General features: G+C 43.6%; 27 protein-coding genes and 1 pseudogene. 13 read left to right on the top strand and 15 right to left on the bottom strand.

The window, feature by feature from the left end:
* Positions 1 to 87: 87 nt before the first annotated feature.
* The 5 genes from gap to AACW06_RS05690 all read left to right on the top strand — a co-directional run bounded on the left by gap (position 88) and on the right by AACW06_RS05690 (position 4532).
* A complete protein-coding gene (gene gap, locus AACW06_RS05710) occupies positions 88 to 1083 on the top strand; it encodes a type I glyceraldehyde-3-phosphate dehydrogenase (RefSeq protein ID WP_053310168.1) in 996 nt (331 codons plus the stop codon).
* A 153-nt stretch (positions 1084 to 1236) separates the two neighbouring features.
* The gene (locus AACW06_RS05705) at positions 1237 to 2118 is read left to right on the top strand and encodes a D-hexose-6-phosphate mutarotase (RefSeq protein ID WP_192074360.1); all 882 of its coding nucleotides are present in this window, start codon (positions 1237 to 1239) and stop codon (positions 2116 to 2118) included.
* Positions 2119 to 2210: 92 nt separating this feature from the next.
* Entirely contained in the window at positions 2211 to 3032 is an 822-nt protein-coding gene (gene rlmA / locus AACW06_RS05700) for a 23S rRNA (guanine(745)-N(1))-methyltransferase (protein ID WP_192074359.1), read from the top strand.
* Between the two features lie 69 nt (positions 3033 to 3101).
* The gene (locus tag AACW06_RS05695; RefSeq protein WP_192074358.1) at positions 3102 to 4025 is read left to right on the top strand and encodes a ChaN family lipoprotein; all 924 of its coding nucleotides are present in this window, start codon (positions 3102 to 3104) and stop codon (positions 4023 to 4025) included.
* Between the two features lie 153 nt (positions 4026 to 4178).
* Positions 4179 to 4532, top strand: coding sequence for a hypothetical protein (locus AACW06_RS05690; protein ID WP_192074357.1), 354 nt, complete (start codon positions 4179 to 4181; stop codon positions 4530 to 4532).
* Positions 4533 to 4651: 119 nt separating this feature from the next.
* Here AACW06_RS05690 and AACW06_RS05685 read toward each other — a convergent pair whose 3' ends face one another.
* Entirely contained in the window at positions 4652 to 5089 is a 438-nt protein-coding gene (locus tag AACW06_RS05685; protein ID WP_192074356.1) for a YcgN family cysteine cluster protein, read from the bottom strand.
* A 155-nt stretch (positions 5090 to 5244) separates the two neighbouring features.
* Here AACW06_RS05685 and AACW06_RS05680 point away from each other — a divergent pair, with 155 nt between their 5' ends.
* Positions 5245 to 5493 carry a YkgJ family cysteine cluster protein gene (locus AACW06_RS05680; protein WP_171979958.1) on the top strand — a complete coding sequence of 83 codons (249 nt, stop codon included), beginning with the start codon at positions 5245 to 5247 and terminating at the stop codon, positions 5491 to 5493.
* Here AACW06_RS05680 and AACW06_RS05675 read toward each other — a convergent pair.
* The 3 genes and pseudogenes from AACW06_RS05675 to AACW06_RS05665 all read right to left on the bottom strand — a co-directional run bounded on the left by AACW06_RS05675 (position 5490) and on the right by AACW06_RS05665 (position 7473).
* Positions 5490 to 6146, bottom strand: a complete 657-nt coding sequence (locus AACW06_RS05675) for a helix-turn-helix transcriptional regulator (RefSeq protein WP_192074355.1) — start codon at positions 6144 to 6146, stop codon at positions 5490 to 5492. The genes AACW06_RS05680 and AACW06_RS05675 overlap by 4 nt on opposite strands.
* A 28-nt stretch (positions 6147 to 6174) precedes the next feature.
* A pseudogene (locus AACW06_RS05670) lies at positions 6175 to 7078 on the bottom strand (L-cysteine desulfidase family protein).
* A gap of 14 nt (positions 7079 to 7092) precedes the next feature.
* Entirely contained in the window at positions 7093 to 7473 is a 381-nt protein-coding gene (locus AACW06_RS05665) for a RidA family protein (RefSeq protein WP_192074354.1), read from the bottom strand.
* Between the two features lie 311 nt (positions 7474 to 7784).
* On the opposite strand from AACW06_RS05665, the gene AACW06_RS05660 reads away from it, so the two are divergent.
* Together AACW06_RS05660 and aqpZ are read left to right on the top strand one after the other, a co-directional pair.
* Complete coding sequence (locus AACW06_RS05660) at positions 7785 to 9044, top strand: amino acid permease (protein WP_033006068.1); 1260 nt, start codon at positions 7785 to 7787, stop codon at positions 9042 to 9044.
* Positions 9045 to 9259: 215 nt separating this feature from the next.
* Complete coding sequence (gene aqpZ, locus AACW06_RS05655; RefSeq protein ID WP_192074353.1) at positions 9260 to 9958, top strand: aquaporin Z; 699 nt, start codon at positions 9260 to 9262, stop codon at positions 9956 to 9958.
* A 53-nt stretch (positions 9959 to 10011) separates the two neighbouring features.
* On the opposite strand, the gene recR is transcribed toward aqpZ, so the two are convergent.
* The 7 genes from recR to AACW06_RS05620 all read right to left on the bottom strand — a co-directional run bounded on the left by recR (position 10012) and on the right by AACW06_RS05620 (position 15761).
* Positions 10012 to 10611 carry a recombination mediator RecR gene (recR, locus tag AACW06_RS05650; RefSeq protein WP_192074352.1) on the bottom strand — a complete coding sequence of 200 codons (600 nt, stop codon included), beginning with the start codon at positions 10609 to 10611 and terminating at the stop codon, positions 10012 to 10014.
* An 18-nt stretch (positions 10612 to 10629) separates the two neighbouring features.
* On the bottom strand, positions 10630 to 10959 hold the full coding sequence (locus tag AACW06_RS05645) for a YbaB/EbfC family nucleoid-associated protein (protein WP_053310179.1): 330 nt from the start codon (positions 10957 to 10959) through the stop codon (positions 10630 to 10632).
* A gap of 84 nt (positions 10960 to 11043) precedes the next feature.
* Positions 11044 to 13185, bottom strand: a complete 2142-nt coding sequence (gene dnaX / locus AACW06_RS05640) for a DNA polymerase III subunit gamma/tau (RefSeq protein ID WP_192074351.1) — start codon at positions 13183 to 13185, stop codon at positions 11044 to 11046.
* Positions 13186 to 13206: 21 nt separating this feature from the next.
* Positions 13207 to 13752, bottom strand: coding sequence for an adenine phosphoribosyltransferase (gene apt / locus AACW06_RS05635; RefSeq protein ID WP_192074350.1), 546 nt, complete (start codon positions 13750 to 13752; stop codon positions 13207 to 13209).
* A 153-nt stretch (positions 13753 to 13905) separates the two neighbouring features.
* Positions 13906 to 14271: a DUF454 family protein gene (locus tag AACW06_RS05630; protein ID WP_192074419.1), complete on the bottom strand. Its 366-nt coding sequence runs from the start codon at positions 14269 to 14271 to the stop codon at positions 13906 to 13908.
* Between the two features lie 45 nt (positions 14272 to 14316).
* On the bottom strand, positions 14317 to 14448 hold the full coding sequence (locus tag AACW06_RS05625) for a hypothetical protein (protein ID WP_272956756.1): 132 nt from the start codon (positions 14446 to 14448) through the stop codon (positions 14317 to 14319).
* 194 nt (positions 14449 to 14642) lie between these two features.
* Positions 14643 to 15761, bottom strand: a complete 1119-nt coding sequence (locus tag AACW06_RS05620; RefSeq protein ID WP_192074349.1) for a response regulator — start codon at positions 15759 to 15761, stop codon at positions 14643 to 14645.
* Between the two features lie 237 nt (positions 15762 to 15998).
* Between AACW06_RS05620 and AACW06_RS05615 the strand changes: the two genes are divergently transcribed.
* Positions 15999 to 16874, top strand: coding sequence for a LysR family transcriptional regulator (locus tag AACW06_RS05615; protein ID WP_192074348.1), 876 nt, complete (start codon positions 15999 to 16001; stop codon positions 16872 to 16874).
* A 58-nt stretch (positions 16875 to 16932) separates the two neighbouring features.
* Here AACW06_RS05615 and AACW06_RS05610 read toward each other — a convergent pair whose 3' ends face one another.
* The 3 genes from AACW06_RS05610 to fadI form a co-directional block, all read right to left on the bottom strand.
* The gene (locus AACW06_RS05610; RefSeq protein WP_192074347.1) at positions 16933 to 17481 is read right to left on the bottom strand and encodes an NAD(P)H nitroreductase; all 549 of its coding nucleotides are present in this window, start codon (positions 17479 to 17481) and stop codon (positions 16933 to 16935) included.
* Positions 17482 to 17602: 121 nt separating this feature from the next.
* Positions 17603 to 19726 (bottom strand): fatty acid oxidation complex subunit alpha FadJ, encoded by a 2124-nt coding sequence (fadJ, locus tag AACW06_RS05605; RefSeq protein ID WP_192074346.1) that lies wholly within the window; start codon positions 19724 to 19726, stop codon positions 17603 to 17605.
* Positions 19726 to 21033, bottom strand: coding sequence for an acetyl-CoA C-acyltransferase FadI (gene fadI, locus AACW06_RS05600; protein WP_192074345.1), 1308 nt, complete (start codon positions 21031 to 21033; stop codon positions 19726 to 19728). Before fadI ends, fadJ begins: the two co-directional genes overlap by 1 nt.
* Positions 21034 to 21556: 523 nt before the next feature.
* Here fadI and AACW06_RS05595 point away from each other — a divergent pair.
* From AACW06_RS05595 to AACW06_RS05580, 4 genes are all read left to right on the top strand, one after another.
* Positions 21557 to 22132: a sigma-70 family RNA polymerase sigma factor gene (locus tag AACW06_RS05595; protein ID WP_176312168.1), complete on the top strand. Its 576-nt coding sequence runs from the start codon at positions 21557 to 21559 to the stop codon at positions 22130 to 22132.
* Positions 22125 to 22850, top strand: a complete 726-nt coding sequence (locus tag AACW06_RS05590) for a DUF3379 domain-containing protein (RefSeq protein ID WP_176312167.1) — start codon at positions 22125 to 22127, stop codon at positions 22848 to 22850. The genes AACW06_RS05595 and AACW06_RS05590 overlap by 8 nt, the downstream gene beginning before the upstream one ends.
* 244 nt (positions 22851 to 23094) lie before the next feature.
* Positions 23095 to 24345: an outer membrane protein transport protein gene (locus AACW06_RS05585; RefSeq protein WP_176312166.1), complete on the top strand. Its 1251-nt coding sequence runs from the start codon at positions 23095 to 23097 to the stop codon at positions 24343 to 24345.
* Positions 24346 to 24645: 300 nt separating this feature from the next.
* Positions 24646 to 25935 carry an outer membrane protein transport protein gene (locus tag AACW06_RS05580; RefSeq protein WP_192074344.1) on the top strand — a complete coding sequence of 430 codons (1290 nt, stop codon included), beginning with the start codon at positions 24646 to 24648 and terminating at the stop codon, positions 25933 to 25935.
* A gap of 44 nt (positions 25936 to 25979) precedes the next feature.
* Here the strand turns inward: AACW06_RS05580 and AACW06_RS05575 are convergent.
* A partial coding sequence (locus AACW06_RS05575) for an IS4 family transposase (protein WP_192074343.1) occupies positions 25980 to 26725 on the bottom strand: 746 nt, incomplete at its 5' end.

Raw genomic sequence — 26725 nt, 5'->3', positions numbered from 1 at the left:
CGATTATCTGTTGCAGATGTTTACTGGATTTTGTAATTTTACTACCAGTTTATCTTTAATCAGAAATTAAGTTGTGGAGCAACTACAATGACTATCAAAGTAGGTATTAACGGTTTTGGCCGTATCGGTCGTTTCGTATTCCGTGCAGCGCAAGAGCGCAATGACATCGAAGTTGTAGGTATCAATGACCTTATCGACGTAGATTACATGGCATACATGCTGAAGTACGATTCAACTCACGGCCGTTTCAACGGTACTGTTGAAGTTGAAGGCGGTAACCTAGTAGTAAACGGTAAAACTGTACGTGTAACTGCTGAGCGTAACCCTGAAGATCTTAAGTGGGATGCAATCGGTGTTGACGTAGTTGCTGAAGCAACTGGTCTATTCCTAGACGACGCAACTGCACGTAAGCACATCACTGCTGGTGCTAAGAAAGTTGTTCTAACTGGTCCATCTAAAGACGCAACTCCAATGTTCGTTATGGGTGTTAACCACGAATCTTACGCAGGCCAAGACATCGTTTCTAACGCTTCTTGTACTACTAACTGTCTAGCACCTATCGCTAAAGTTCTAAACGACAACTTCGGTATCGTTTCAGGCCTTATGACTACAGTTCACGCAACTACTGCGACTCAAAAAACTGTAGATGGTCCTTCAGCTAAAGACTGGCGCGGTGGCCGTGGTGCTTCTCAAAACATCATTCCATCTTCAACTGGTGCAGCTAAAGCAGTAGGCGTTGTTCTTCCAGAACTAAACGGCAAACTAACTGGTATGGCTTTCCGCGTACCAACTGCTAACGTTTCTGTAGTTGACCTAACAGTTAACCTAGAAAAAGGTGCATCTTACGAAGCTATCTGTGCTGCAATGAAGCAAGCTTCTGAAACTACGCTTAAAGGTGTTCTTGGTTACACTGAAGATGCAGTTGTATCTCAAGATTTCATCGGCGAAGTTCAAACTTCAGTATTCGATGCTAAAGCTGGTATCGCTCTAACTGACAACTTCGTTAAAGTTGTATCTTGGTACGACAACGAAATCGGCTACTCAAACAAAGTTCTAGACCTAATCGCTCACGTTTCTAAATAATGTAAGTGTTTAGCGAAGAAATTCGTTGAGAACAAAGGCGGCCATTGTGTCGCCTTTTTAGTATCTGTCCCTTTACCTAGGGACTCGCTTTGGACAACTCCAACTGGTTCCTTACCCGTTTGTCTGGCAGGAACTGCATGAGGAACGGCATTTATGGACTTACACTCTCTTCCAACGCTTACTTTTCTTTCTGATAACGTCACCATCGTTGAAAAAGATGGTGTGAAAATCGTTCGTGTTATTCACGATAAAGCAACCGCAGGTATTGCCTTACATGGCGGCCACGTTGTGTCATTCACCCCATCTGGCAAAGATGATCTTATTTGGATGAGTGATAGTGCAATTTTTGATGGAAAAGCAGCACTAAGAGGCGGTATTCCTGTTTGTTGGCCATGGTTTGGCCGTATTGCCGCACCAGCTCATGGCTTTGCACGTACTAGTGAATGGACGCTGGTTGAACATAAAGAAAACGATCACGGCGTCATCGTCGTTCTTGGACTGGAAGCAACAGCCGATACGTTGGCTATCTGGCCTTATCAGTTCCAAACACGTCTGTATGTAGAAATTGGTGATACATTAAATCTTACCCTTGAAGTCACCAACACTGATGAGAAAGCATGGACGTTCTCTGGCGCACTGCATACTTATCTCAATGTTGGCGATATTAGGCAAACTACCACCACTGGTATGGGCCGTGAATATATCGATAGCCTACAAAATGCGAAGGTATGTCAAGGCGGTGAACAATTACTCCTCACCGATACCATTGACCGTGTTTATACTGCGCCAGAAGCTCAAATTAAGGTTGCTGACGCTAAACTCAATAGAACACTGACTGTTGAAAATAGCGGCCATAACTCGGCGGTACTTTGGAACCCCTGGGCAGCAGGAGCACAATCAATGGCCGACATGCCTGATGATGGCTACCAAACCATGTTATGTGTTGAATCAACACTACATGCACCTTGTTTGTCTGCAGGTAAAACCTTGCAACCCGGTGAAAGCCACCAGTTGATCACTCGTCTTTCTGTATAAGCGCAATCATATAAGGGTGGTACTTTCCCACCCTTTTTATTTAACGCTAATACCGTTAAACTTGCCGCCTTGAATATCTCCATGAGGTCGTTATGACTTACCAATGTCCCCTGTGCCACCAGCCTCTTGCACTCAATCAACAAAACTACCGATGTGAAAAAAATCACCAGTTCGACCGCGCAAAAGAAGGCTATGTGAATTTAATGCCTGTGCAGCACAAGCGTTCAAAAGATCCCGGTGACAATAAGGAGATGATGCAAGCAAGACGCCGCTTTCTTGAAGGTGGACATTATGACCCGATGCGTCAAGCTGTTACCCAGTTATGTCGTGACTATTTGCAAGGTTCACAATACCAACTTTTAGATATTGGCTGCGGTGAAGGCTACTACACTCAGTTTGTCGCGCATTCGCTGGCAGAGCAAGCACCACAGGCAACCACTTATGGTTTAGACATCTCTAAAATCGCGATTCGCTATGCCGCCAAGCGTTATCCGAATGTCAATTTTGTTGTCGCATCAAGCCATCGCCTACCTTTCGCAGATCACTCACTTGATGGTGTCTTGCGGATTTATGCGCCGTGCAAAGCTGATGAGCTTAACCGATGCATTCAAGCTAATGGTATCGTAATTACCGTTACGCCAGCGGGTCGCCATTTATACCAGCTCAAACAAGGTATCTATCAAACCGTACAGCTGCATGATGAAACACCTGAAATCATCGCTGGATTCACATTAGAACACCAACAACAGCTTAATTATACAATGTCCCTTAGCGGCTCTGATGCCTTTGATTTATTGCAGATGACCCCGTTTGCATGGCGAGCCAGTGATGAATTAAGATCTCATTTGAAAAACGCCGAGATATTTGAATGTGAGGCGGATTTTATGATCAGCGTTTACAGAAAGAATAACTGATAACAATTCTCATTATATTGCAAGTTAACGACGCCTCCATTACTATCTGAAACTTAAATGGAGGCCCTCATGCGCACGATTATTTATTTTGCTTTGTCCCTATGGCTTATGGGCTGTACAACATACTCGACTAAGCCAATTACACACTTTTATGATTACCAACTAGCCTCGCCTGAAGGAGAGCCAATCGCTCTCACAGCCCTACCTCAAGCGCTTAAAAATGCTGATGTTATTTTGGTTGGAGAATGGCATACGCACCCAGCTATCCACCGCTTTCAAACTGATCTACTCGAACAACTCAACCTACAAAAACGAGATGTCGCTTTGTCTATGGAACAATTTTCACGCGATAGCCAACTAGTACTCAATCGTTATCTTGCAGGCGAAATTGGTGAACAATACCTTACCTCTCAAGCGAATGCGTGGCCAAATTATGAAAGTGACTACCGCCCACTGGTTGAATACGCCAAAGCGCATAACATCGACACCATTGCGGCGAATGCTCCTAAATCGATTGTGCGCTGCATAGGAAAAGTCGGCATAGAATATCTTGATAGGTTGCCAGCAGAACAACGGCAACATGTTGCCAGACAAGTTGATATGTCTTCATCTTTATATAAAGAAAAATTCATGGCATCGATGCATCACGGCTCTGCCGAACAAACAGAAAATCAGTTTGCTGCACAAATCACCTGGGATGAAACCATGGCAGAAAGTATTGTTGAATATTTGACTGATCACCCTAACTCACAAGTCATGCATATTGCAGGTAAATTCCATACACAGCAGGGATTAGGTACTGCAAATTCTATTTTGCGTCGCAATCCAAATTTGAAGATCGTTGTTATTACCCCAGTTGAAAAAATTCAGCCGCTTTCTCCAGATTTTCAACTGGAGGTGCTACCTGTTCCCACTGCTTTTATCCAACCAAACAATCGTATGCAAGCCTATAAACAACTTGCTACACGAAACGCAGAACTCTCCTGTAAATAGCCAATCAAATAGACTGCGTCTTTTGTCTGATTTGATCGGATAAATAGGCGCGGTTTTTGCTTGTGTTTATTTCATACAAATTGCGACTTTTTTGCACAAGTTTTTTTTATATCTGTCGATACATTGTCTGAGGGCATATTTTAGGAGAAAAGTATGACACCCGTAGGAACAGGCGCAGCTAAGCTGTATTCAAGTCAATCGGTAAAAACTCAAGCAAACTCTACACCAGAGGCAAACGCAGCTGCTCCGCTAAAAGTCGAGCAGAATAAAGTGACTTTATCCGATGAAGGAAAAGCATTACTTGCCGCGTTGCAGGAGCTTGAAAAAGATAACAAAGTTGACCAAAACAAAGAAAAAACCGTTGGGGATAAAGTAGAATCCTTTGCTCACGGTGCATTAGGCTTAGACCACCCAGACAAGATCCCTGAAGAGGAAGATGACTCCTATTCGGCAGGGCAATATCTTTCCGCTGCGGCAACGATTGGCGGTTTACTACTGTTATTATAAGGTTCAACCTACTTGGGTAACGCACACTGATTATTGAGTAAATCAATACCACTCATCATAATTAGCAGCATAACGATTTACTCAGACATTAAATGCCTGGAAGGGCCTAGTTCATTTCCCTAACGTGAGGGATGATTTAAAATGTGGTCTTCCCAATCAATAACATCAATTTCATAAACCACTTTGTTACGGACACTTTCTTGCGCGGCATGCATCGCTTCTTTGGAGCCAGTGATTAGCGGATGCCACTGTGGTAGAGGCTGCCCTTCCGACATTAGGCGGTAAGCGCACGTATCAGGTAGCCAATTAAACTCATCAATTTTATCGCGGGTCAGTTTTAAACACTCTTCACCTGAATTAAATCGATTTGGGTAATCTTTGCACGAACAAGTATCGCTATTTAACCAACTGCAAGCGACATTGGTGTAATACACTTCATCACTATCTTCATCCATTAATTTGTGTAAACAACACTTACCGCATCCATCACAAAGCGACTCCCACTCTTGTTCAGTCATTTGCTCCAGGGATTTAGTTTGCCAAAATGGTGTATTCATAGGATGACTTCTTACTTAACGACTAACTTAACGAATGGGGGCGTGTTATACCGCTGTGGCGTAGAAAATTCAAGGAGAAAAATTTACTATAGACGCTGCGATTCCTACTAATATCTGCTAGGATGCGTGCCTAATTTATTTCTCGGACAAATGTTATGGAATGCCGACTCGGTTGTGGCGCATGCTGTATTGCCCCTAGTATTTCTTCATCAATTCCAGGCATGGAAAATGGTAAACCGGCAGGGGTTCGTTGCATTCAACTTAACGACGATAATCTATGTAAGTTGTTTGGCAAGCCAGAACGGCCCAAAGTATGCCACGACTTCAAACCATGTCCGATCGTGTGTGGCCAAACTAATCAGGAAGCTTTGAGCAACATTACCGAGCTCGAACAACTCACTTAATCGTTACCCAATTCCCTTAGGTAAAGGTAAATCGTATCACGCGAGATACCTAGGTGGTTTGCCACCATCAATACCGCATCTTTGTATTTAAAAATCCCAAAACCTTGTAAGCGTGTCACCAACTCTCGGTTGCGTTTGGAAGGTGTGATTGCCTCATTCGTCCATACTTCTGACTGAACGGTTTCGATCGTACTAATGATGGTTTCGTCGATGTTGCGTGCAAACGTTTCTGGCGAGCTCGCTCCCGTGCAACAAGGGTTCTGCTGCTGCGGCAAGATTGAGCGCAAAAAGTCCTGCATCGGCACATCCATATCCACGTTGATACAAAGTAGACCGATAGGCTTATTTTTTGGGTTACGAACGATGGTGGTGATCGAGTGCAAGGTCTTTCCGCTCGCGGTTTTAGTCAGATACGAGTCTGACACGTCCTTGCCCTCAAGTAGCTTCATTCTTGCTAAGTTGGTAATTGGAGCGCCTTCTCCACGTTCAGTAACATGGCCATTGGCAATTTTGATGATTTCTGGTGCTTCTGCATCAAGACTGTGAAGAACGACTTCAGTATGTTCACCGTACATACGAGCAATGCCATCGACGACGTTCTTCATCGAATTCAAAATATCTAAATCACTTTTGGTAAGTTTCTTAAGCTGCAATTTACTTCCCTTAGTAAAAACTTTGAGGCTAGGCCAACATGATATCGATAATAGATTTGTCAGTATACGGCATACCAAGTCTAACCATAGAGCCAACGTTTCTTATAGTTTGTTCAACTTCGTCGTCTACTATACCTTGATTCTTCACACTGTGGTTACCCATCGCCATCAAATATGAGCGCACTGCCGTAGTTGAAGAAGTGCAGACTTTCATCGCACATGAGGATTTTGCGCCATCGCACACCATGCCCGAACTATCACTGATAACGTTTTGAATCGCATAACATGATTGTTCAAACGTGCCACCCGCAAGGTACACCAATGCCATAGATGCTGCCGCACTGGTTACCGTGTTACCACTGCCAAAGTTACTCATAGCTGGCAGGGTCGTCCCCCCATTCGAGCGTCGGATGCAGCAGAGGTCATCATTTGGATTCTGCTCATCAGGTCATTGCTAAGCAAACCTTGTTCGATATTGCCTTTTAATGTGCGGCCAATTTCTAGACCGTAACCTCAGTCGATACCCTCTTGCGCTAAGGAAGTGTTGAGTTTCGCCGCTTACAAAATAAATTTGATGTCATCAAATGGCGCTGAAGGGCAAAGTCGTAAATCTGCTTAATAGAGATATCAACCCCTTTACATACCGATCTTGTCGCGACTCGTTGCTGTAAAGGGGCATCAAACGTCACCACTCCATTTCGAGTGATATGAATGATGTTAGTGTGCCCACTGCTGATGGTCACCGAAACTATGTCTTCTCCAGCGCTCATGGTTACACTGCAAAAGATATATTCTTGTGTATCAATGCGAGCAACATTGACTCACTCTTCATCAATAAGTTGCTGGGCAGCAGCAACGGGTTCTGTACATCCGAGGGCAGGTTTTACAACTTGCTTAATGATTTGAATATATTGGTTCCATTGCTGATTAATGCTTCTTCTCCGTATTACTTTTTACTAGCAATCGCTTCAACTTCAATCAAAACACCTAGCGGAAGATCTTTCATCGCAAAGCAGCTTCGTGCTGGGCAATCTTTTTGGAAAAACTCTGCATACACTTTGTTAAATTCAACAAAGTCGCTGATGTTTGCCAAGTAGCACGTCGTTTTTAGAACCGTATCTAAACTGCCGTTACCAGCTTCAAGCACATGTTTTAAGTTCGTTAGAGATTGATGACTTTGAGCAGTAATCCCTCCCTCTACTACTTTACCTGTCGCGCTATCAACTGGGAGCTGACCAGAAGTAAAAATCAAATCCCCGTAAGTGGTTCCGTGTGAATATGGGCCAATTGCGGCAGGAGCGTGCTCTGAAGCGATCAATTCTTTCATGTTAATCCTCACATAGTTTTTAGTTTTAGTCGTAAAACTCAGCTTTCGCTTTCGTTTTAAAGCTATTTTTTCAACTATATGTGAGAAAAAACAACCAAAGATCACAAAAATCGATCTAAATTCAGATTTTATTGAGTAATTTCGCCTAGATCTCAAATTTATCTGAATTTTCTACAAAATAATTGCTGTTAATATTTTTCTCAAATAGATTTGAGAAAATTCATATTAACAAAGAGAAAACGACAATGAGCGTTACTGTACCTACACAAACTCTTCCAATAACTAAAGAACCACCTCACGTTAAAGCCGGAATGACAGCCACAGAATGGAAAGCGGCGACTAAGTTTGATAGCACTGACTGGGGCTGGGTAATCATGAGTATCGGCATGGCAATCGGTGCTGGTATTGTTTTTCTTCCAGTAAAAGTGGGCGTACTTGGTATATGGGTATTTCTTGCCTCCGCGGTGATTGGTTATCCAGCGATGTACTTGTTCCAACGCCTATTTATTAACACGCTTTCCACCTCTCCGAAGTGTCAAGACTATGCGGGGGTTATCTCTGGCTACCTTGGCAATAAATGGGGCGCCTTGTTAGGAGTGCTCTACTTCATCATGTTGGTGATATGGGTATTCGTATACTCGACGGCAATCAATAATGACTCAGCCTCTTTTCTACACAGCTTTGGTATCACTGAGGGGCTGTTGTCGGAAAACCCGTTGTATGGTTTAGCATTGGTTTGCGCTTTGGTGGCGATCGCGTCTCGTGGAGAAAAGATCTTATTTAAAGTCAGTACGGGCTTAGTGCTAATTAAGCTCTGTACCGTTGCCCTATTGGGTTTCATGATGGTAGAAAAGTGGGATTTAGCTAATGTCGGTACAGTACCAACGGCTGGTGCTGGCCTAAAAGATGCGATTGAACTGCTGCCGTTCACCCTTACCTCTATCTTGTTTATTCAAAGCTTGAGTCCGATGGTGATCTCTTACCGTTCGAAAGAGAAGTCTATTGAAGTTGCCCGTTTTAAAGCGATGCGCGCCATGAATATCGCTTTTGGCATTTTGTTCGTTACCGTGTTTTTCTACGCGATTTCTTTCACGTTGGCGATGTCTCATGAACAAGCAGTCCGCGCAGCAAACGAGAACATCTCTGCGCTAGCGATGGTAGCACAAGGCATGGACGGCACGACGCTTAAACTGCTTAGCCTGATGTTGAACATCTTTTCTGTAATGACAGCATTCTTTGGTGTTTACCTTGGCTTCCGTGATTCTTGCCAAGGCCTTGCGATGTTGGCATTGAAAAAAGTGATGCCTGAAGAGCAAATCAACAAAGATCTCGTGACGAAAGGCATCATTCTATTCGCGATTTTGATGGCGTGGGGCGCTATCGTACTCAACCTACCGGTTCTGAGCTTCACTTCGGTTTGTAGCCCTATCTTTGGTTTGATTGGCTGTTTGATTCCTGCTTACTTGGTGTATCAAGTGCCTTCTCTACATAAATATAAAGGTGCTTCACTATACCTGATCATCGCTACGGGCATCTTGTTGTGTATCTCACCATTTATTGCTTTTAGCTAACGCTTCCTCTCGCCTCGGTTATCAAATTCTATAGCGATAGCCGAGGTTTTCCTTTCAACTCATCCACCTACCCTCTCCTTATCCATTTCGTTTCATGTATGAGACAGAAACGCTCATATCTGGCATTTGGGTTAATTTCCGCGCTTCAATTCACACTTTTCTGACAATTCTCTACTATGTTCAACAGGTAATCTAAATCCGCAATAGGAAACAATATGAATAAATACATGGCAGAGGTTTTTGGTACTTTTTGGTTAGTGCTTGGTGGTTGTGGTAGTGCAGTGTTAGCGGCTGGCTTCCCTGATGTCGGCATTGGCCTGTTGGGCGTTTCTTTGGCGTTCGGTCTTACCGTACTTACAATGGCATTTGCTATTGGCCATATCTCAGGTTGTCACCTAAACCCAGCAGTAACTATCGGTCTATGGGCCGGTAGTCGTTTCGAGACTAAAGACGTAGTGCCTTACATCATCGCGCAAGTGATTGGTGGTGTTATTGCGGGTGGCGTACTTTACGTAATCGCAACCGGTCAAGCGGGCTTTGACGTGGTTGGTTCTGGCTTTGCCGCGAACGGTTACAGCGCACATTCTCCAGGCCAATATTCAATGGTTGCAGCTTTAGTGGCTGAAGTTGTGATGACGATGATGTTCTTAATCGTGATCATGGGTGCAACAGACAAACGTGCACCTCAAGGCTTCGCACCTATCGCTATTGGTCTATGTTTGACATTGATTCACCTAATCAGCATTCCTGTGACAAACACATCGGTTAACCCAGCACGTAGTACTGGTGTTGCGGTATTTGTTGGTGACTGGGCTGTTTCTCAGCTTTGGCTATTCTGGGTAGCACCAATCGTTGGTGGTATTCTAGGTGCACTTATCTACAAAAATCTACTTGGTACAGAATCAAACGATTAATCGATTCTCGAACCTCAAGCTCAAAAAAGCCGCTGAATTCAGCGGCTTTTTTATTAAATCTTGTGCCGCCCAAGTAGCGAGTGAGACAACGTTGTGCCATCGACTAGCTCAAGCTCGCCACCAACAGGTACACCATGAGCAATACGGCTTGCGGACACTTGGTGAGCTCGGCACAATTCAGCAATATAGTGCGCCGTTGCTTCTCCCTCGACCGTTGGGTTGGTCGCTAGAATCACCTCTGAAATACCACCACGCTGCAAGCGATAGTCCAAAGTATCCAAACCGATATCACTCGGACCAATACCATCTAATGGCGACAGATGACCCATAAGCACGAAATAGCGCCCAGAATATTGGCCCGTTGCCTCAACGGCGGCAATATCTGCAGGGCTTTCTACCACACACAATTGCCCGTTTTCTTGGCGCTTGGGGTTGGTGCAAATATTACACGTTTCTTCTTCGGTGAAAGTTCGGCACTCACTGCAATGACCAATTTCTGTCATCGCTTGGCTTAAAGTATCGGCTAGCTGTAAGCCGCCTTTTCTATCGCGCTGTAACAAATGAAAGGCCATACGTTGGGCTGACTTGGGGCCAACCCCAGGCAGACAACGTAAGGCCTCCATCAAATGCTCCAGCATATGACTGGTACGCATTAATAACCTGCTTGTTGGTTAAAACGGCATTTTCATGCCTGGTGGTAGTTGCATACCACCAGTTACTGAAGCCATTTTTTCTTTTTGAGTTTCTTCAACGCGACGTGCCGCATCGTTAAATGCCGCTGCGATAAGATCTTCAAGCATCTCTTTGTCATCTTCCATCAAGCTTTCGTCGATCTCAACACGACGTACGCTGTGGCTACCAGTAATAGTGACTTTTACAAGACCTGCGCCAGATTCACCAATCACTTCCATATTTGCGATTTCTTCTTGAAGCTTTTGCATGCGATCTTGCATTTGCTGGGCTTGCTTCATTAAGTTGCCCATACCGCCTTTACCAAACATGTTTATCTCTCTGGTTTCATTGGGTGTTTCACATAAAGTGGGGTTACTAAAGAATAGATTCAACCCCACACACGGTTAATTTGATTAAATTGGTCTCACACTATCGCGGTCAAGTTCAGCTTCAAAGCGCTTTTGTAGGAACACCACATTAGGATCGCTCTCCAGGCTGGCAAAAGCCTGCTCTAACCTTGCTTGGTACAGCTGCTCTCTGAGCTCTAATGGCGTTTCACCTTGCTCACCGATAGTCACATTAAGATGACACTCTTCATTAAGCACTTCATTGAGCGCTTGCAATAATTCACTTTGCGCTCGTTCGGTATTGAGATGAGCTTGGCTCGTTCTTAATGTCAGCTCGATTGATGAGCTTGATTTATGATAGACAGAGTTTAACGCCAGTTGTTCAACCAATTTTGCTGTATTCAGTTTTTGAATCAATGCTGCCCACGGGTCTTTGGCTACCGACTCTTCCAACAACTTCGCCGCCATTTCAGGGGTTTTAACATGCTCCAAAGCTTGTTTAATTTGAGTGGGTGTCAGCTCAGTTTTCTCTTGTAGCTCAATGACCTCAGTCTGTGTTGGACGCCATTGATAAGGTTCATTGCCAAGAGGTTGGTCGCTCTCAGTCTTGGTTTTTGATGCAGACGACATCCGTGCTGATTTACCGTGCGACGCAACGCGTTCAAGCACAGATTCAGGTTGAGCAGATGCCGCATTAGACTTTTTTCCACCGTTCCTTGTTGGATTAGAACCTTTTACTGGTTGAGCTAACCCTTTACGCTGAGAGCGCAATTGATGGCGTAACCCTGCTATCGGTGAAACCGACTGTGCTGGCTGCGGTGTGGCCGGTTGTTGAGAGACTGGGGGGGCTGATGACGCGTGCGAATATGCTTCTGGTACATAGTCCATTGCATTAGAGTCATCATAATTCATGTCAGAATAGCGACTATCGTACTCTCGATCCGCCTCGTAGCTAGGGTAGCCAAGTTGCGGTTCTGTCGATATTACCGGCTGCGCAGGAGTAACATTTGGTCTGGGTACGGTTTGAGATGGAGCTGCAACACTAGAAACTGGTGCTAACTGTTGAACTTGAGGTTCGCTAGGTTTAGATACATCAGTGCTAATAGTATTGACCAGCGACACTGATGCAGGGCGAAACGCCATCATACGTAAGACTATCATTTCTAAGCCAACACGCGCCGTCGGTGACAAGGCTAAATCTTCGCGACCTTTCAACGCAATTTGGTAATAAAGCTGAACATCTTGTGGGCTCAATGCTTTGCTCAATAGCTGAATTTTTTCAGCATCTGGCTGCATTTTATCCAGTGTAGCAGGTAAGGTTTGATGCATAGCAATGCGGTGCAATTGCATCGCGATTTGCTGTAGCAATCCATCCCAATCAACGCCATGTTGCGCCAAAGACTCTACACTATTCATTGCTGTTTGTGGCTGTTTACTGCTGATGGCTTGTAGTAAGTTCAATGCTTGGTCAGTATCTAACGTACCAAGCATGGGAGCAACCACATCAACCATAACCTGATTATTGCCTAAGGCGATAGCTTGGTCGGTTAAGCTCAGTGCGTCACGCATACTACCGTCGGCCGCATGCGCTATCATACCTAACGCTCTGGATTCACAAGCTACTTGTTCGACTGATAGAATATGCTCTAGCTGCTCATGGATTTTTTCAACGCTAATTGGTTTAAGATTGAACTGTAAGCAACGCGATAAAATAGTAACAGGTAATTTTTGCGGATCAGTCGTCGCAAGTAAAAACTTCACATATTCAGGTGGCTCTTCCAACGTTTTAAGCAAAGCGTTAAAACTGTGGCGAGAGAGCATATGAACTTCATCGATCAAATAAACTTTGAAGCGACCACGTGCAGGTTTGTACTGCACGTTATCTAGTAAATCACGAGTATCTTCAACTTTAGTGCGTGATGCGGCATCGATCTCTAAGAGATCAACAAAGCGTCCTTGGTCAATTTCACGGCATGTATCACATTCACCACAAGGTGTGGCGGTGATACCCGTTTCACAGTTTAACCCTTTGGCAAACAATCGACCGATAGTCGTTTTTCCAACACCACGAGTGCCGCTAAACAGATAAGCATGATGCAATCTATTTTGTGCTAATGCATTTTCAAGCGCCGTCAAGACATGAGCTTGTCCGACTACTTCATTAAATTTCGTTGGTCGCCATTTTCGCGCTAAGGCAAGATAACTCATGAATACTTCCAATTGGTTGACTTAGTGACCTTCAAATTCACAGATACTATAGATGGTTAGTCCCATTGCTTGTAAACGTTTGTCTCCACCAATTTCAGGTAGATTAATTACAAACGCAGCATGATCAACTTCACCCCCTAATTGACGGATCAATTTGGTGGTCGCTTCAATCGTGCCACCCGTCGCAAGCAAGTCATCAACCATCAGAACTTTATCGCCTTTCTTAATTGCATCGACATGAATTTCCAAGGTATCGGTGCCGTACTCTAACTCGTAAGACTGGGCAACCGTTTCTCGTGGCAATTTACCGGGCTTACGTACAGGTACAAAACCAACGCCTAACTCCAATGCAAGTGGTGCACCAAATAGGAAACCACGCGCCTCAGTGCCCACGACCTTGGTAAAGCCCATGTCCTTATATTTTTCAACCAACAACGCAATGGTCGCTTGGTATGCCTGAGCATCTTCTAGCAAACTGGTGACATCACGAAATAGAATGCCCGGTTTTGGATAATTAGGAATACTTTTGATGCTTGATTTGATCAGAGAGATAGTTTCAGTTGTCATAACTTCATTTACTTCGATTGGCTCATAGACCCCAAGGCTTATGCAGGCGTGGAGTGGTAGAGCATGAACTCTCAGCACTATCGATATGGCAATATATCTAGTCGCTGAAAAAACAAACGCCCACTCGAAGAGTGGGCACACTTCTCTATAATGCTAGTGATTTTCTTGTTGGTTAGCAACCTGCTCATGAACTGGAAGTCGAATAAACCAAGTGATCAATCCCACAAGCATGATAAACAACATGATTTTTAACCAAAAATGAGGAACAAACCAGATAGAAAAAGCAAAGCTAGCGACAATCCATACGCAACCACGTTGCTTAACTTGTTGAGAGACAGTTCGATGCTGTTGCCAATTATAGAGTATTGGACCAAAGATACGATGATGGTGTAACCAATAATGAAAGCGAGGGCTGCTTCTCAAAAAACAAGCACTGGAGAGTAGGATAAATGGAGTAGTTGGAAGTAGAGGTAAGAAAATACCGATAATGCCTAAAACTAGGCTCAGCCCGCCAAAAATATTAAGAAAGAGATGACGAATATTAATGACGAGCTCCGTTCAAAATTAAAAACCTGAATAGCCGTTAAATACACGAATCCAAGTCAGTGTTGCAGGTAAAGTCGGGATTAAAATGACGGTGATTAAGCCTAAAAAGTAAAAAATGTTATAAGGTTCTTTAAAATCTTGGTCTGCCATTGCTACTTCTCTAGTGTTGGGTGACTGTTTTCTCCGCTCTTTTTATCAATTAGAGTTAATGAAAAGTAAACGGATTTGGTAATTATTGTTTTAGGCGCAAACTATACCTCAAACACACCACCACAAACACAGAGTAAAATAAGGGTTATTAAAGTCTAATAACGACTAGCGAATTAATCAGCGTCACCGATCAGTCAGGCATCTTTGCTTTGATAAATATCCAGTTTAAAGCTGCTGGAACCTAATCGATTAATTGATAGTTGGCAGGCTGAATTAATCGGTAAATCCTTGGTAATAAAATTTTTCAAACAGTTTTCACCTAAGTTAACACCAGGTGCTATGTGTTGGTTGATGTAGCAGTTAGACCACTGACAGTCCAAACCAGCCGGCAACAGCGAAACCGTTCCTTCAGAGAGATCCGCAATACCAAATAGCGCTTTGACGGAGTTGGCCGATTTAGCGCACTCAATCCCCTTTTCCAATATCTCAGCCATATTTTTTAGATCAGCACTAAAGCTCTTTAAGTTACGCAGATAGTCATGAAATAAGGCTCTGACCAATAAGGTCGACGCAATACCATCTTCATAATAATTATTTGAATCAACTAAGTAAAAAGCAAATTGTCCATTCATTAGCCACGCATAATCAAAGACCAAAGGCATCACATCAGCAGACTGTAAAAGTCGATAACTGCATTTCCAACTTCCTTGCGAGGTGTCTTTATCCGGTAACAAGGCGTGAAGTAAATCTCTTGCAGCATTTGGATTATCTTGTAAATACTCGAGATGCCAATGTAATTCCTGCTCTTCAGGAACATCACCATCATCATCAATACGAAACCACTGAGTTGAGAAGTCACGTTGATCCGCCAAACGACTGAATGAATCTTCTAGTGTACTTTCAATCGCACAACCAAGATGTTGGTGGTTACCAATTGGTTTGGGTAGAAAATCTTTGATGCCAAAGCGCAAGGCTTTGGCGACATCAGACATTTCATCTGTCGCAGATACCACAATCAATGGCATTGAAGGATATTCCAGACTCACTTCTTCAACAAATTCAATACCATTTAACACTGGCATTGCAAGATCACAGACAATAAGATCGGGTTCTGCATCTTTTAATTTGCGTAAGCCATCAAGGCCATTTTCGGCTTCAAGCACTTGATATCCCTGAGAAGCCAAGTAGCCACTGATGATATGCCTGAAAATAGGATCATCATCAACGAGCATAATGAGCTTCTGGTCGATGGGAGTATTCTCTATACGTTTTTGTGCCGAGCGCTCACCAACCTGACTGTGAGATTTGTACATGGTTATCGCCTCACAATGCTTTTTAAAGCGGTTATATTATTGTTATAAGATGGATTGATACGATACTTTATAAGGTAGTATCTAAATAAGATTTATACAAATGTTCCACTTTCTTTTGAGGCTACCTACTATATGTACTGAATATTACTTTTCGTCAAACAAGTTGATATGACTCAAACTTTGGCAAATGATATACGTATAGATTACTCAAATTCGCAAAATAATGTGTCAGGAATAATGAAATTAGATGACCTAAACCTATTTCGACTGGTTGTCGAAAATGGAAGCTACACCGCTACTTCACGTAAAACGATGATCCCAGTAGCAACCATTACCCGACGCATTCAAGCACTTGAAGATTCGTTGAATCTTAGGCTGTTGAATCGTCATGCTCGGAAACTGTCGCTAACTGAAGCCGGCGAACGATTCTTTCAAGAGTGCTCACCTTTACTGCACAGACTCGCGTCGACAACTGAAGAAATCACCGACGAATGCCGAGGGGCCTCTGGTAAACTCAAAATATCCTCACCATCCAACGTGACAAAGCGCATGATGATGCCCATCTTCAATGCGTTTATGAATCAGTACCCTGATATCAACATTGAACTCACCACGAGCAATCATGCTGACCAGCTTGACCCGACCGAATGGGACGTCATTTTCAGAGTTGGACCACAAAGAGACTCTAGCCTGATTGCACGAAAAATTAATGAAGTAAAAGACATCTTGGTGGCAAGCCCTGCTTATCTGGCTAAGCATCCGACCCCCATTCATGCAGAAGAACTCAGTAACCATTCGCTGCTTAAAGGCCACCCTCTAATGAAGTGGCAACTGACGAATAATAAAGGGGAAAGCATAGTTAATAACGATAAAGGTCGCTTTCAAGCGAATACCCTCAATGTCGTTCGCAGTGCTTGCTCTGAAGGCCTGGGGATTACTTTGATGCCAGATGTGATGATAAAGGAGTTTATTGAAGATGGAAGTCTGGTGCGAGTACTACACGATTGGGTAGCAAACCCACGTGATATTTACATGCTTTACAACCACAAAGATCATTTACCTGAAAAAGTCCGTTTATTTATCGATTTTGTGATTGCCTATCACACTGACTAAATACTAGATTAAACGTTTTGTTGTCTTGTAAGAGACCCAGCCTGACTGGGTCTCTTTTCTATAAGAATTCTACAAATTTGCTCAAGTCACGCTCTGGCACTTTCAACGCTGTACATCCTGGTGTTCCTAGATATAAGAAGCCAACGATTTGATCTTCCCCTTGCACAGAAAAAGCTTTACGCACCTCAGGATGAAACATCCAATTACCTGAACGCCAAATGCCTTGAAAACCTTGTGCTACAGCGGCCATTTGCATAGCTTGCACGGCGCACCCTGCCGACAAATACTGCTCGAATGCAGGCACTTTGTCATGTGCGGTCACTTTGGCAATGATGGTAATGACCATCGGTGCTCTAAAGGGCGCACTTTTCACTTTTTCGATCACCACCGCTTCGCTGTCATCAGCTTGTGCTGCTGCCGCTAAAATATTGGCGAGTTTATTCAAGCCACTTCCCTGAGCTATGACAAAGCGCCAAGGTGTTAGACCGCCATGGTCAGGAGCTCGTAGACCCGCTTTAATAATATTTTCCAATACTTTGCCTTCAGGTGCGGGTGAGCTGAGCTTAGCAATGGAGCGTCGGTTCAACAGCAGTTCTAATGCATCCATTTGAAATCCTTCTTTACTTCATTATTGTTTTTTCATCTTATAACAAATGAGAATAATTCGCACAAAAAAAATGCGAGGGGCAATCCCTCGCTGTTAGTACTTTAAGTTAGAGTAATTGCGATTAAGGATAAAAACTCTCATTTAATCCAGCACGAGTCAGTAAACCATCGCACGGTGCAAATTTATCGCCATACTTTTCAGCATGTTTGTTCATCATTTCAGCTAACTTGCCGATACCTATTTGATCCATATAACGGAATGGCCCACCAAGGAAAGGAGGGAAACCAATACCGAAAATAGCACCAATATCGCCATCTCTAGGGCTACGAATAATGCCTTCATCTAAACAACGAACCGCTTCATTGAGCATTGGTAATACACAACGCAGTGCCATTTCATTGTCGCTCAATTTCGATTCCGGAGTCAGCTTCAGCAATTTGTAGACCGACTTATCCACTTCTTTTTTCTTGCCTTTGTAAGTGTAGAAGCCTCTGCCGCTCTTACGGCCTTTACGGTTATCGTTCAACAGTACGTCAAATACATCAGGACCTTGGAATCTCGGCCCCAACTCCTTGACCAGAATCGGCATAATTTTCGCTCCGATATCGACACCAACCTCATCTAACAAAGTGATAGGTCCAACAGGGAACCCAAAATCAAGCAATGCCGTATCAAGCTTTTCAATCGGCTCACCCGCCATTAACACTTGCGCTGCTTCATTCATGTAAGGGGCAAGAATACGGTTCACATAAAAGCCAGCACAGTCTTTAACGACAATCGGTGTTTTACCTTGTTTACGAGCAAGTGCAACTACGGTGGCAACCGTTTCTTCCGAAGTACTTTGATGAGGAATAACTTCCACCAACGGCATTTTTTCTACTGGGCTAAAATAATGCAAGCCGATAATATTTTCAGGGCGAGCCGCTTTCTCCGCAATTTGAAAAATTGGCAGTGATGAAGTATTAGTTGCGAAAATGGTGCTATCTTTCGCGTTTTGCTCAATATCTGCAACCATTTGCTGTTTTAGATTTAAATCTTCAAATACCGCTTCAATTACTACGTCAATCTGCGAATAGCTAGTAAAGTCCGTTCCACCAGACAACTGCGACATTTTCGATTGTAGTTGTGCCTTAGACAAAATTCGGCGCTGACGCTGTTTATCAAACAACTTGTAGTTGTAATTCAGCGCGTTCAAAACACCATCATTAGAAACGTCTTTAATGCGTACTGGCATTTTCGCTTTTGAAGCCGTTACATGACTAATACCAGCCCCCATCAAACCGCCCCCTAATACACCAACACGCTGAACGTGTTTAGGTTTGGCGCTGCTGCCCGTTTCTTTTTTCATCTCAGTTGTCGCGAAGAAGATAGAACGCAAGGCTTTTGATTCAGAGCTCATTACCAAATCACCAAAACGCTTTACTTCTAACTCCAATCCGGCTTTAAACCCATGCTCTAAACCGTGTCGAATTACATCTAAAATTGCATCAGCCGCAGGGTAGTTTCCGCGCGTCTTTTGTTTAGTTTTTTTCGCCGCTTGATCAAAAATCAACTTACGCCCAAATTGAGTATGAGATATCAACTTTTCTCTGGTTGCAACCTTATGTTTTTTCTTATTTTTCCCTGCATTATCGATAACAAACTTCTGCGCTACATCAAGCAAAATAGTTTCAGGCACGCAGGCATCCACCACTCCCAGTTTCTTGGCTTTTTTTGCTCTTAACTGCTTGCCAGTCAAAATCAAATCAAGTGAAGAGAGCAAACCAATTAAGCGAGGTAAACGCTGAGTACCACCCGACCCTGGCAATAAGCCGAGTTGAACTTCAGGCAAACCTAAACGCGTTTTATCGGAATCCGTACACACACGATAGTGACACGCTAACGCTAGCTCTAAACCACCACCTAAGCAGGGACCATGAATCGCAGCAACAACTGGGAAAGGAAGATCAGACAAGGTTTGAAACATGTCCTGACCCTGCTTCGCTAACGCTGCAGCTTCCGTTGACGATTGGCAAGCGTCCAACATGCGAACATCAGCGCCTGCAATAAAGTTGTCTGGTTTAAGTGAGTGGACAATCATCCCTTTTAAGCTGTTTTTTTGCGCGTCCAGTTCTGAGAAAATGGCTTGCATTTCTTCAGCAAACGCCGCTTGCAACGTGTTCATTTTCTCGCCTGGGACATCAATAGCGAGCCACGCGATATTTTGCTCATCAATGGTCAAATTAAAGGCTTTTGCTGTGTTCATTATTCAACCTCCAAAATCATCGCTGCGCCTAGGCCACCAGCCGCACATGCCGTATTCAAGCCTAACCCGCCCCCCCGGCGTTTCAGCTCTCTTAATGTCTGTGTAATCATACGTGCGCCAGTTGCTGCAAAAGGGTGACCATAAGCGATAGAACCACCTAACACGTTGAATTTATCCATATCAATTTCACCGATAGCTTTCGCTCGACCTAAATGCTGTTGGGCAAATTGGTCACTCGCGAACATTTTCATATTGGAAAGGGTTTGCGCCGCAAAAGCTTCATGCATATCAATTAGTGTAAGGTCGGAAAGTTCGATACCCGCGCGCGCCAAAGCAAGAGGAGTCGAGTAGGAAGGCCCCATAAGCATGTCTTGTTCTACCCCAATCGCAGAAAATGCGTATGAGCGGATATACCCCATGATCTCTAGACCGAGTTCTTTAGCTCGCCCTTCGCGCATCAATATAAGCGCGGCAGCACCATCAGTTAGTGGTGTACTGTTGGCTGCGGTTACACTGCCATATTGGCGATCAAACGCAGGACGTAGTTTGGCATAGCCCTCTAAAGTGGAGTCATGACGAATATTGTTGTCTTCCGCAATCCACTTTTTATAAGGTTCAGGAAAAGCGGTCATCACTTCGCCCTGAATTTTACCTTCTTTCCACGCTTGCGCAGCTAAGGTATGGGAACGATGAGCCAGTGCATCTTGCTCCAAGCGACTGATATTATGTGACTTCGCCATCTGTTCCGCCGTTTGCCCCATCGATAACCCAGTCGAGTATTCTGCAACAGCAGGAGGAACTGGCATTAAGTCTTTGAAGGAAAGCGATTTTAATATATTGAGTTTTTGAGCAACCGTTTTAGTTTTACTCAGTGCGAGAAGACCTGCGGCAAGCTTTTTAGAGACACCAATTGGCAAAACAGAAGAAGAGTCAGCACCACCCGCAATACCGATATCAATGGTTCCAGCCATGATACTTTCAGCCACATTAACCGCGGCTTGAAAACTGGTGGCACAAGCACGTGTCACGCTGTAAGCGTCGGTGTGGATATTCATACCAGTGCCTAACACGATTTCACGCGCAATATTCGGCGCTTCCGGCATTTGGACCACTTGCCCAAAGACCAATTGTTCAATCAATTTAGGATCAATATCCGTACGCGCTAACATCTCACCAACAACCATTTTTCCTAGGTCGACGGCGGGAACTTGGCTAAATTCGGTGCTTTGACGCGCAAAAGGAGTGCGCAGCCCCGCTACAATTGCAACACGTTCACCTGAGCGTGTTTTGACTTCCTGCTTGCCCATTGTTTCTCCTTACAATAAGAGGTCTGACCTGCACATTGTAACGAGATTGTTAAAACAATCAAACAGGTGTTTAAATAAACGTGATATTCGCATCGAATCTAGGCAAATCCCGATAAAACAACGGAAGACAAACATGAGACTACTGGAGAAGATAGCCCTCTCATGATCGCGGACGCGCTCTGATATTGGAGAATTTTAGGCAAAAAAAAAACCACACAAGAATGTGTGGTCGGAATATATAAAGCAATTAACTTACGCCAATTGAAATAATCAGTTTCCTGATTAGGAGAAAGTAAAGTCAGCCTTCAAAAGGAAGTGTCATCTTGCTCAACATGTTAGTCGCAATGACTAACGAGATGACAAGGTGTACTATAGCGGCTTCAGGTGATGACTTTTTGAAGTAGATCAATTTTATTGTGATTTATTGAATGTAGCGGAATGAAAAAGCCGCAAAACTTGAATTTCCATAACACACCGTATTCCTATGTTAAACGCATAACGTTGGTATAAAACCACAGAGCAGATGGAGGCTTATGTGTCGATAATAAAAATGTTTGGAAAGAAAAAGGCCAGCCCCCCGGTCAATAATGATATGGACAGACAAAGAAAATATGAAGCGCTCGTGCGCGCCTATCATCGGGATCTTTACCGATATGCCTATTGGCTGTGTAAAGACAAGAGTATTGCAGAAGATTTAGTGCAAGAGACCTGCCTACGAGCTTGGAAATCTCTTGATAGTTTACTAGATGAAAAAGCAGCGAAATCATGGCTGATCACGATTCTGCGTCGAGAGAATGCTCGCCGATTTGAGCGAAAACAATTTGATTTGGTCGATATTGATGACTATAGCGGCGATGTTAAAGTCAACGATGATCCTCATCACCAACAAGAATGGTTACAAGCACAGATCATGAAATTGGATATTGAATACCGAGAACCACTTTTTCTGCAAGTGATTGGCGGGTTTAGTGGTGAAGAAATTGGCGAGATCTTAGAGCTCAATAAAAACACAGTGATGACTCGCTTGTTTCGAGCTCGCAATCAATTGAAAGAAATGTTGGATTCTTCTGAAACTTATAGAGGGCAGCAAAATGGATGATTTAGAATTTCGCCGCCGCGTGATGTCAGATCCAAAACAGCGCGATAAAGATCTGATCGATGCCGCCTCAGCGAATGAAGCGAACAGTAAATTTTTAGATGATGTGCTCAATCTAGATACGAAAATTGCCGCTGCCATGAATGTTGATGTGCCTGATGACTTAGCCGATCGCATCTTATTTAACCAAACATCCGTAGCCGATAATGTAGTTCGAGCAACTTTTGCAAAGCAAGCCATGGCGATGGCCGCTTCTATTGCTTTTGTTTTCGGGTTACTCGTAGGTCAAGTCAATTGGGGCAACTTAATCGTGCCACCAGCGCAAGCTAGCCTTGTCGATACGGCAATCAAACACGTTATTGATGAAGATGGGTTTGTCAGCACCCTTGATGAACAGGTGAATTCAAGCCAGATCAACGCAAAAATGCTGCCTTTTGCTTATCAGCTCAATCATAATTTTCCGTACCATGTTTACTATTTAAACCATTGTGGATTTGGTCAAGCAAATGCACTACACATGGTATTTCAAGGCGAAAAAGGCAAGGTAACACTATTTTTAGCTGGCGTTGCCAGTGAGCAACCGACCAATTTCACCCAGCAAGGCATGAATGGCATTGTCGAACCAATGGGTAACACAAGCCTTATCCTTGTCGGAGAAAAAGGTGAAGATGTCGCTAACATCGCCAAAAAACTGATGCCAATGCTAAAACCTGCCAGCTAAGTCACGTTCCGACCCACAACTCGATGTGGGTCGGATTTTTCCGATAGAAATAGAGTCAAAACTCTAAAATGAAGCATTTTATAAGCTTTTCCTGCCAGATAGGCATCATTTCTGTAATTTTATCATCCAACTAGACAATGGTCGGATTTCTATCTTCTACACTAGAGTCTAGTATCAGCCACTAAACTGAGCTATTGCTCAGACAACGCCCATTAGAGGCGACGATGTTAAAAGGAAAAGCACAATGAACAAGACGCGTCTGTTTAAAAAATCTCTACTCGCTGTAACCGTAGCTCTCGCTTCACAACAAGCACTTGCAGCAGGTTTCCAACTCAATGCACAATCAGCCACCGGCCTAGGTCGTGCATTCGCAGGTGATGCCGTTATCGCAGATAACGCATCGGTAATGGCTCGTAACCCAGCGGCGATGGCGTTGTTTGATGAAACCTCACTCTCTTTGGGTTTTGTATCGATCACATCGAAAATTAAAGTTAAAGATGCAAAATATTCAGCGATTACAGCACCTGGCTCATCTTTTGATTCAAATTATAATGATGCGGGTGACACTTCTATTGCACCGAATATTCACTTAATTGTGCCAGTTAATGATCAATTTGCATGGGGTATTAATGCCTATTCAAACTTCGGTACGAAAACTGAGTTTGATAGCTCCTTTGTTGGCTCTGAATACGGCGGCTTAACTGATGTGAAAAGTGTAAATTTTGGTTTATCAGGTTCTTACCGTTTAAATGAACAATGGAGTTTAGGTTTAGGTTTAGATTTGATTTATGGTCAAGGAAAACTCGAACGAAAAACAAGTCAATACCTAGGTAGCTCTACAGCGTTAGAAGCTGATGCCGATGGTTGGGCAATAGGCTTTAACTTAGGCACTGTTTATGAGCTGGATGAACATAACCGTTTTGGTTTTTCTTACCGTTACAGCCCAGATTTAGAAGCTGATGGAGATGTCAATTATTCTCGTTCAGGAAAAGGTAAAGTCGATGACACTCTCATTATGCCACTTCCTGATATGGCTGAATTCTCCGGTTTTCACCGCTTAAATGAACAGCTTGCTGTACATTATAGCGTTCAATGGATTGGCTGGGCTGAGTTTGACAAGCTAGAAGCTAAAACAAGCGGGGTATTGAACGAATATAACTGGCAAGATGGCATGCACTACTCGATTGGTGGTACTTACTACCTAAACCAAGATTGGACACTGCGTGCTGGTTACATGCTTGATACCAGCGCTCAAGATCAAAAGACTTCGGTTTCAGTTCCAGATTCCGATCGTAACTGGTTGTCAGCTGGTTTTACTTACCATTTAGATCAACAATCAAACATTGATTTTGGTTTCACATATCTAATGGGCAAAGACGTTCAGGTTAACGAATCAACACCTCACCCAACATTACCAGTAGAGCTATCTTCTATTTCAGCAACGACTCACGCAGATGCAATCCTAGTCGGCTTACAATATAGCCGCAGCTTCTAAACAAAACGTTCATTAGCAAAGCATCAATAAAGGGCTGGTTTTCCAGCCCTTTTCAATACTGTAACAGCATACCCTCGCCTAATTCAGCTAACAGTTGTACCTTTATAACCTTAAACCACGCTACAAATGTTCGCTAAAAAACAGAAACACTTTCATAACAAGCAGAGCATTCGACTTGAAATTCTGGATTTTAAAGGTTTTACTTTCAAAAATGGAAAATACACTGCTTTATATTTTTAAAGTATTAGCTCTAACCTTAGAATCCTCCTACTAAATTCATATATTTCAGCGAACATTATAATGAAATCAAATAAAACTCTTCTTTCACTCGCAGTGGCATGTGGACTATTCAGCGTATCAAGCGCATCCCAAGCAGCAGGTTTCCAACTTGCTGAATATTCTGCAACCGGTCTTGGCCGGGCTTACGCTGGTGAAGCAGCCATGGCTGATAATGCCAGTGCACAATGGCGTAACCCTGCCATGCTGACTTATTTGAAAGGTACGCAAATTTCTGTGGGTGCTATTTACGTTAACCCGAATGTTGATGTTAAAGGCAAAATCAATGGTATGTTAGAGACAAGTTCAGACGACTTTGCACACGACGCGGTAATTCCTAACTTCTACCTATCACATCAGGTTAATGAAAAACTGGTGCTTGGCTTGGCTCTGGGTACTAACTACGGCATGGAAACAGAGTTAGATAATAATTTTGCAGCAAGCCATTTTGGCAATGAAGCCATGGTTAAAACTATGGAAGCGAATGTTAATGTTGGTTATCAAGTGACCCCAACGGTTAGCGTTGGTGGTGGTGTTCGCTATGTCATAGGTGAAGGGCATTTTGGTGCAACAGTCCCAGCTCACACAGCAGCACTAGTATCCAACTTAAATCAAGGTGATACACTAAAATACATGGAAGGTGATGACACATCTTGGGGTTGGCAAGTAGGTACCGCTTGGCAAATCAACGATAACAACCGCATTGGTTTCACCTATAAATCAGAGGTAAAACTGAAACTTGAAGGTCACGCTGAAGGACTTGGCTTTGGTTTGCCATCAGGCCAAAAGCTTGATGGCTTTATGAACCTAAACCTACCTGCAACCGCAGAATTAGCCAGTTTCCATCAACTTAATGACAAACTTGCTCTGCATGCAAGCATTAACTGGACAGACTGGAGCAGCTTTGACAAGCTCGAAGCCGAACTGGTAGGCAGAACCCAGCCATCTGAAGTGAAAATTGAAAATTGGGAAGACAACTATCGTTTCGCGTTAGGGGCAACTTATCAACTAGATGCAAAATTGGCATTGCGCGCTGGTGTTGCATACGACATGGCGGCAGTGAGCGATAAAAACCGAACCATTACTATCCCAGAAACAGACCGTACTTGGCTGAGTGTTGGTGCTGGTTACGTATTTACCGACCAATTCACTCTAGACGCTGGTTTCACTTACATCCTAGCGAAAGATGCACCGATTATTGAATCTCGTGGCTATGCCTCAGATGATGCTGCAGAAAATATCGGTGGTCAGTTTGTGGGTACAACGACAGGTAATGTATGGATAATTGGTGTACAAGCCAATTATCGATTCTAATATCTAGCGAAACATGCAAGGCCAGAGCACTGCTCTAATGCCGTTCACTTAAGGTGAGCGGCATTGTATTTTCTAGGGTATCGGCTTGGCTTTTTCTTCACGACTCTAGGGAAGGAGCTTTCTCGCCTAGGTTCAAGTATTAAGCTCCCACTCATTGCGTAGAAGTTTTGGAGTTGCCTCGGTATTGCACCTGGTGACGCGTAGGGAAGCCCCACTATTAGGCGCATGATGTGGGCTAAGGCTCCATTGAAGCTAAGTTGGTATGGCAAGTAGTCTCCATTCAACGTATTACACATCTGCACCATTTGATATCTGATTAAGTTGTATGTCAGTAGTATTCCCCAGAGCTCTTGTCTCACGAGCTCTGGGAGTCGGCTTCGCAGTGTAAGGCGGTTACCAAGCATGTATTGTTTTTGCTCTCGGTACCCCAGTTCAATTTCCCAACGGTATCCATATAAACCGACTATATCTGATTTGGGATAAAGCATAGGGTCAACCATTGAGGTGAGAACATCGTATTGCTTACCCTCTTTGACTCTCGTGATTAAACGTACTACAACCTCTTGTTCTAGCTCTGGCCATTTTTTACGCGCTTGCAGGTTACTCTTCAGTTTTATCAGTTTATCTTGTCGGCCAAAAGACTGAACGACTTCATAAGTCAGCCCTTTTTTCATCGGGATAAGCCAATGGCGATTGATGCCTTGCGAGCTCCATGCTTGAAGTAAACCTAGGGAGTAAAAGCCTTTGTCGAAGAGCGTTAAGCTGTTATCGGGGGTCGTTTCGATAAGCT

Source organism: Vibrio sp. S12_S33 (genome assembly GCF_963889785.1).
Taxonomy (GTDB): domain Bacteria; phylum Pseudomonadota; class Gammaproteobacteria; order Enterobacterales; family Vibrionaceae; genus Vibrio; species Vibrio aestuarianus.
This window is presented reverse-complemented; position numbering and strand designations above follow the sequence as displayed.

Excerpts from the sequence above, each read along its gene's own strand:
- gap (WP_053310168.1), top strand. The coding sequence starts at position 88 with ATGACTATCAAAGTAGGTATTAACGGTTTTGGCCGTATCGGTCGTTTC.
- AACW06_RS05705 (WP_192074360.1), top strand. The coding sequence starts at position 1,237 with ATGGACTTACACTCTCTTCCAACGCTTACTTTTCTTTCTGATAACGTC.
- rlmA (WP_192074359.1), top strand. The coding sequence starts at position 2,211 with ATGACTTACCAATGTCCCCTGTGCCACCAGCCTCTTGCACTCAATCAA.
- AACW06_RS05695 (WP_192074358.1), top strand. The coding sequence starts at position 3,102 with ATGCGCACGATTATTTATTTTGCTTTGTCCCTATGGCTTATGGGCTGT.
- AACW06_RS05690 (WP_192074357.1), top strand. The coding sequence starts at position 4,179 with ATGACACCCGTAGGAACAGGCGCAGCTAAGCTGTATTCAAGTCAATCG.
- AACW06_RS05685 (WP_192074356.1), bottom strand. The coding sequence starts at position 5,089 with ATGAATACACCATTTTGGCAAACTAAATCCCTGGAGCAAATGACTGAA.
- AACW06_RS05680 (WP_171979958.1), top strand. The coding sequence starts at position 5,245 with ATGGAATGCCGACTCGGTTGTGGCGCATGCTGTATTGCCCCTAGTATT.
- AACW06_RS05665 (WP_192074354.1), bottom strand. The coding sequence starts at position 7,473 with ATGAAAGAATTGATCGCTTCAGAGCACGCTCCTGCCGCAATTGGCCCA.
- AACW06_RS05660 (WP_033006068.1), top strand. The coding sequence starts at position 7,785 with ATGACAGCCACAGAATGGAAAGCGGCGACTAAGTTTGATAGCACTGAC.
- aqpZ (WP_192074353.1), top strand. The coding sequence starts at position 9,260 with ATGAATAAATACATGGCAGAGGTTTTTGGTACTTTTTGGTTAGTGCTT.
- recR (WP_192074352.1), bottom strand. The coding sequence starts at position 10,611 with ATGCGTACCAGTCATATGCTGGAGCATTTGATGGAGGCCTTACGTTGT.
- AACW06_RS05645 (WP_053310179.1), bottom strand. The coding sequence starts at position 10,959 with ATGTTTGGTAAAGGCGGTATGGGCAACTTAATGAAGCAAGCCCAGCAA.
- dnaX (WP_192074351.1), bottom strand. The coding sequence starts at position 13,185 with ATGAGTTATCTTGCCTTAGCGCGAAAATGGCGACCAACGAAATTTAAT.
- apt (WP_192074350.1), bottom strand. The coding sequence starts at position 13,752 with ATGACAACTGAAACTATCTCTCTGATCAAATCAAGCATCAAAAGTATT.
- AACW06_RS05625 (WP_272956756.1), bottom strand. The coding sequence starts at position 14,448 with ATGGCAGACCAAGATTTTAAAGAACCTTATAACATTTTTTACTTTTTA.
- AACW06_RS05620 (WP_192074349.1), bottom strand. The coding sequence starts at position 15,761 with ATGTACAAATCTCACAGTCAGGTTGGTGAGCGCTCGGCACAAAAACGT.
- AACW06_RS05615 (WP_192074348.1), top strand. The coding sequence starts at position 15,999 with ATGAAATTAGATGACCTAAACCTATTTCGACTGGTTGTCGAAAATGGA.
- AACW06_RS05610 (WP_192074347.1), bottom strand. The coding sequence starts at position 17,481 with ATGGATGCATTAGAACTGCTGTTGAACCGACGCTCCATTGCTAAGCTC.
- fadJ (WP_192074346.1), bottom strand. The coding sequence starts at position 19,726 with ATGAACACAGCAAAAGCCTTTAATTTGACCATTGATGAGCAAAATATC.
- fadI (WP_192074345.1), bottom strand. The coding sequence starts at position 21,033 with ATGGGCAAGCAGGAAGTCAAAACACGCTCAGGTGAACGTGTTGCAATT.
- AACW06_RS05595 (WP_176312168.1), top strand. The coding sequence starts at position 21,557 with ATGGAGGCTTATGTGTCGATAATAAAAATGTTTGGAAAGAAAAAGGCC.
- AACW06_RS05590 (WP_176312167.1), top strand. The coding sequence starts at position 22,125 with ATGGATGATTTAGAATTTCGCCGCCGCGTGATGTCAGATCCAAAACAG.
- AACW06_RS05585 (WP_176312166.1), top strand. The coding sequence starts at position 23,095 with ATGAACAAGACGCGTCTGTTTAAAAAATCTCTACTCGCTGTAACCGTA.
- AACW06_RS05580 (WP_192074344.1), top strand. The coding sequence starts at position 24,646 with ATGAAATCAAATAAAACTCTTCTTTCACTCGCAGTGGCATGTGGACTA.